Genomic DNA, 4,689 nt, shown 5'->3' on the forward strand with positions numbered 1-4,689 from the left:
GGCCATCGGCGCGGCCCTGGGGGTTCTCGCGGCCTACCTGGGCGAGATTCGCGGCACGGCCCCGCTGCTGCTCGCGCTGGTGCTGGGGGGCGGGCTGGCGGGCGCTTTCGCCCCGGCGCGTCGGTGGCTGCGGGTGGGGTCGGGGGTGCTGGCCGCCGTCCTCGCCCTGGGCCTGCTGACCCCGGTGCTGCGTGCCCCCCTCGCCGGGCTGGTGCTCTCGCAACCGCCCGTCCGTGCCGACGCGGTCGTGGTGCTGGGGGCGGGCCTGCAGTGCGGGACGGCCACGCTGGACCCCCACAGCCTCGCCCGGCTGGTGCGCGGGCTGGAGCTGTGGCGGGCGGGGTACGCGCCCCGGCTCACCGTCTCCGAGCCGTCCGGCCTGCTCGGTCCGGCGAGCTGCCCGCGCCTGAGCGACCTCCAGCGCGCCCACATCCGCGCCCTGTACCCGCAGGGCGGCCCGGAGATCGTCACCCTGCGCCGCGTGACCACCACCCGCGACGAGGCCGCCCGCGTCCGCGACCTCGCCCGCGAGCGGGGGTGGCGGCGGGTCCTGGTGGTGACCTCGCCCAGCCACTCGCGCCGGGCCGCCCGGCTGGTGGCCTCGGGTGGGGTGGAGGCCGTCAGCGTGCCCGCCGGGGAGACGCGCTTCGACATGACGCTGCCGCTGCCGTCCGACCGGCTCGCGGCCCTGCGNCTCGCCCGCGAGCGGGGGTGGCGGCGGGTCCTGGTGGTGACCTCGCCCAGCCACTCGCGCCGGGCCGCCCGGCTGGTGGCCTCGGGTGGGGTGGAGGCCGTCAGCGTGCCCGCCGGGGAGACGCGCTTCGACATGACGCTGCCGCTGCCGTCCGACCGGCTCGCGGCCCTGCGAACCCTGCTGTACGAGGGGCTCTCGCGGGTCAAGGCGGGGGTAGGGGGGACGCCGGAGCGGTGAGGGGGGCGTGGCGAGGCAGGGGAAGAGGGTTGTTCCAGCGCTGCGCCCTCTCATCCACAGTCAGCCTGTGGGAGCCAGGCTCAATCATGCTGAAGTTTGCGGCCATCCAAGCCTGGGTCACCCTCGCTCTGCTGGGTCCGGGGGTGGCGTCTGCCCAGTCATATTCCGCCCCTGGTGCAGGCGTTCCTGCACCTATCAGGGCGCAGAACAGCAACCCGTTTCCAGAGGTGGAGGCGCGGCTGCACGAGCAGTTTCCGGAGTACATCGGGTTCGAGGTATACGGCGGCACGCTCTACCTGGCGGTAAACTCTGCTGACCCCGCCATTCGCCTGCGCATTTTGCGGGCTGTTCAGGCGGGTCACGCTGACTTTCTCCGAGTCCTGCGGGCGCAGCCGGGCCAGGTCCGCTTCCTCCAGGGCAGCGCGAAGGAGTATCTGGCCGCCGCGAACAAAGCTCTGGGGAAGGTGCGGGGCGTAACCTTCGCTGCGCCGCAAGCCAGAATCGAGCGTTTGGTCGTCGGTTTGCAGCATCATTCTCAGAGGGACGAGGCGGAGGCAGTATTTCGTGCGGCGGGTGTGCCTCTCGGTGCAGTGCTCATCGTTACTTCGTCCGCCGCTCGGTCTCTGCCTACCGGTCCAGCTTTGAATGCGCCTCTGGAGGCGAAGCTCCAAGTTTCAGCGACCATCCGACAAGGTCAGACGCTGCCGATCACGTTAACGGTGCGGAATACCAGTCAGAGCGTGGTGACGTTTGAACACGGGGCCTGCGACTTCCACATCGAGATTCGGAGGGTGATGACGGGAGAGATCGTTCTGCCGGTGCCGACTATGGAGACTTGCATCACCATCGGTTACGCGGCGTCCTTTCAGCCAGGGCAGACCAAGGAGTTGGCTTCGTACCAGTGGAAGGTGGAGACGATGGACTGGAAGACGCTTCCTCCGGGCGAGTACGAGGTGTGCGCGAGCTTTGGCCCTGTTCTTGGAGTCGTCCCCCATCCGCCTCTGCCTTACCTTCTGCCCGCCCCCGTCCGGTTCAAGGTTCTGGGTTCCTAGCGGTGGGGTGGAGAAGCCCGGGTCCCCATGTGAGTGTCCAGCCCAGCCCCTCCACGAACCACCCACCACAAACCCTCCTCCGCCTGTCCCCTACACTGCCCCCCGATGACCGCTCTTTCCCCCACCATCACTGTCGTCGGCGCGGGCCTCGCGGGTTCGGAGGCGGCACTCGCGGCGGCCCGCCTCGGGGTGCGGGTGCGCCTCCATGAAATGCGCCCGGTCAAGATGACCCCCGCGCACCGCACCGGCAACTTCGCCGAACTCGTCTGCTCCACGTCGCTGGGCGGCGAGGGCGAGATGCAGGCCAAGGGGCTCTTGCAGGCCGAACTGCGCTCGGTGGGCGGGGCCATCGTGGGCGCCGCCGACGCGAGCCGCGTTCCGGCAGGCAACGCCCTCGCCGTGGACCGCGACGAGTTCAGCGCCCGCGTGACCCGGGCCGTGCGCGAACACCCCCTGATCGAGGTCGTGCCCGGCGAGGTCGAGGCCGTCCCGGAGGGCATCGCCGTGATCGCCACCGGACCGCTGACCTCCGACGCGCTCGCCGCCGACCTGATGCGCCTGACCGGCAGCGAGCGCCTGAGCTTCTACGACGCTGCCGCGCCCGTGATCGCCTTCGAGAGCATCAACCTGGACGTGGCCTGGCGGGCCGGGCGCTACGAGCAGAGCGCCGACTACCTCAACTGCCCCTTCACCAGGGAGGAGTACCTGCGCTTCTTTGAGGCGCTGGAGCAGGCCCGCGCCCACACCCCCCACGACTGGGAGAAGCTGGAGTTCTTCGAGGGCTGCATGCCCATCGAGGAGATCGCCCGCCGGGGGGTGGACACGCCGCGCTTCGGGCCGATGTCGCCCAAGGGCCTCGACGACCCCCGCACCGGGCGCTGGCCCTACGCGGTCGCGCAACTGCGACAGGAGGACGCGGGGGGCCGGATGTGGTCGCTCGTCGGCTTCCAGACCGGCCTGAAGTGGGGGGACCAGAAGGCGGTCGTGCAGCTGATCCCCGGCCTGGAAAACGCCGAGATCGTCCGCTACGGGGTGATGCACCGGAACACCTACCTCAACGCGCCCGAGGTGCTGGACTCGACCCTGGCGCTGCGGGCCGACGGGCAGAAGTTCGTCGCGGGCGTGCTCGCGGGCACCGAGGGCTACCTCGAATCCGCCGCGACCGGGTGGCTGGCGGGCACCAACGCCGCGCGGCTCGCGCTGGGCCTCGCGCCGCTGACCCCGCCCGCCGAGTCCATGCTGGGCGGCCTGACGCGCTACCTCGCCTCGGCCAATCCCAGGGGGTTCCAGCCCATGAACGTGAACTGGGCGCTGGTGCCGGAACTCCCCGCCCCCGAGCCGGGGCCAAACGGCAAGGTCCGCAAGCTGGGCAAGCGCGAGAAGCGTCCGCCGATGTTCCGCCGGGGCCTCGCCGCCTTCATGGCCTGGGCCGGGGAGGAAGCGGGCCTGAGTGTGACGCCGCCCGCCGTGCCCCAGCCCGAGGAAGACGCGCTGCCCGTTCTGCGCTGAGCGGTCGGCATTCACTCCTCCGTCTCACCGGCTGCCCTATGGTAGGAGCGTGACGGAGCGCGGGGGACACCAGGGTGGCGGCGGCGAACGAATCTTGATCTACGGGCTGGGCCGCAGTGGGCGCGGCGTGGCCCGCTTTCTGGGGCGCGAGGGGCTGCGGGCCGAGTGGCACGACGCCCGGCCGGGGGCCGAGGACGAGGCCCTGATGCGCGAGCTGGGTTATGCGCGGGGCGACGTGGCGGGCACCTACGACACGGTGGTCGCCGCGCCGGGCGTGCCCATCGACCATCCCGACCTCCTCGCGCTCGCATCGCGTGGGGCGGAGGTCATCGGGGAAGTGGTGCTGGCGGCCCGTCGCCGCCCGTCGCTGCCGCTGGTGGGCGTGACGGGCACGGCGGGCAAGGGCGGCACGACCGTCCTGATCGCGCACCTCTTGCGCGGCCAGGGGCTGAACGCCCGTGAGGGCGGCAACATCGAACCGCCCCTCCTCGACGTGGTGGACCAGGCCGGGGTCGCGGTGGTCGAGCTGTCGAGCTTTCAGCTGGAGCGGGTGCCCGGCCTGCGCCTGCCTGTATCGGTGGTCACCAACTTGGGGGTAGACCACCTCGACCGTCACCGCACGGTGGAGGCGTACCACGCGGCCAAGCGCAACATCACGGCGGGGCAGACGGGGGAGGACGTGCTCGTCGTCCCGGCGGGGCTGGACGTGCCGACGCGGGCGCAGGTGCGGCCCTTTACGCCTGAGCGCCTGACCCTCGCGGACGGGCGGGAGGTGCTGCCCGTGTCCGGGTTGCCCGAGGGGTTACATCCGGCCAATGCCGCCGCTGCCCTGCTCGCCGCCGAGGCGCTGCTGGAACGGTTGGGCCGTGTGCCCGACGTCTCCGCGCTGGCCGAGTCGCTGCGAACCGCCCAGCCCGTCGCCGGACGCTTCGAGACGGTGGCCCGGGTCGGCCATGTCCGCTTCGTGGACGACTCCATCGCCACCCGGACGCTGGCGGTGCAGGCGGCGCTGGAACGCTCGGTGCCGCCCGTCGCGTGGCTTGTCGGCGGGCGCGACAAGGGGGCTGACCTCGCGCCGCTGCGGGAGGCCGCGCAGGGGAGAGTGACGCGCGTGATCGCCTTCGGGGAGGACGGCGAGGCGCTCGCCCGTGGGCTGGGCCTTCCCTTCGACACCGTGCGCGGCGAGACGGGCGAGGC

At 71.9% G+C, this 4,689-nt stretch carries 4 protein-coding genes; all 4 read left to right on the top strand.

Annotation, left to right across the window (positions count from 1 at the left end; genetic code table 11):
- Positions 1-250: 250 nt before the first annotated feature.
- Complete coding sequence (locus QOL99_RS15160) at positions 251-931, top strand: YdcF family protein (RefSeq protein WP_456318868.1); 681 nt, start codon at positions 251-253, stop codon at positions 929-931.
- Positions 932-1,017: 86 nt separating this feature from the next.
- A complete protein-coding gene (locus tag QOL99_RS15165) occupies positions 1,018-1,983 on the top strand; it encodes a hypothetical protein (protein ID WP_285525053.1) in 966 nt (321 codons plus the stop codon).
- A gap of 105 nt (positions 1,984-2,088) precedes the next feature.
- Positions 2,089-3,492, top strand: a complete 1,404-nt coding sequence (trmFO, locus tag QOL99_RS15170) for a methylenetetrahydrofolate--tRNA-(uracil(54)-C(5))-methyltransferase (FADH(2)-oxidizing) TrmFO (RefSeq protein ID WP_285525054.1) — start codon at positions 2,089-2,091, stop codon at positions 3,490-3,492.
- A gap of 49 nt (positions 3,493-3,541) precedes the next feature.
- Positions 3,542-4,689 (top strand): UDP-N-acetylmuramoyl-L-alanine--D-glutamate ligase (gene murD / locus QOL99_RS15175; RefSeq protein ID WP_285525056.1); only part of this gene is annotated, 1,148 nt, incomplete at its 3' end.

This window comes from Deinococcus rhizophilus (assembly GCF_030271215.1).
Lineage (GTDB): Bacteria > Deinococcota > Deinococci > Deinococcales > Deinococcaceae > Deinococcus > Deinococcus rhizophilus.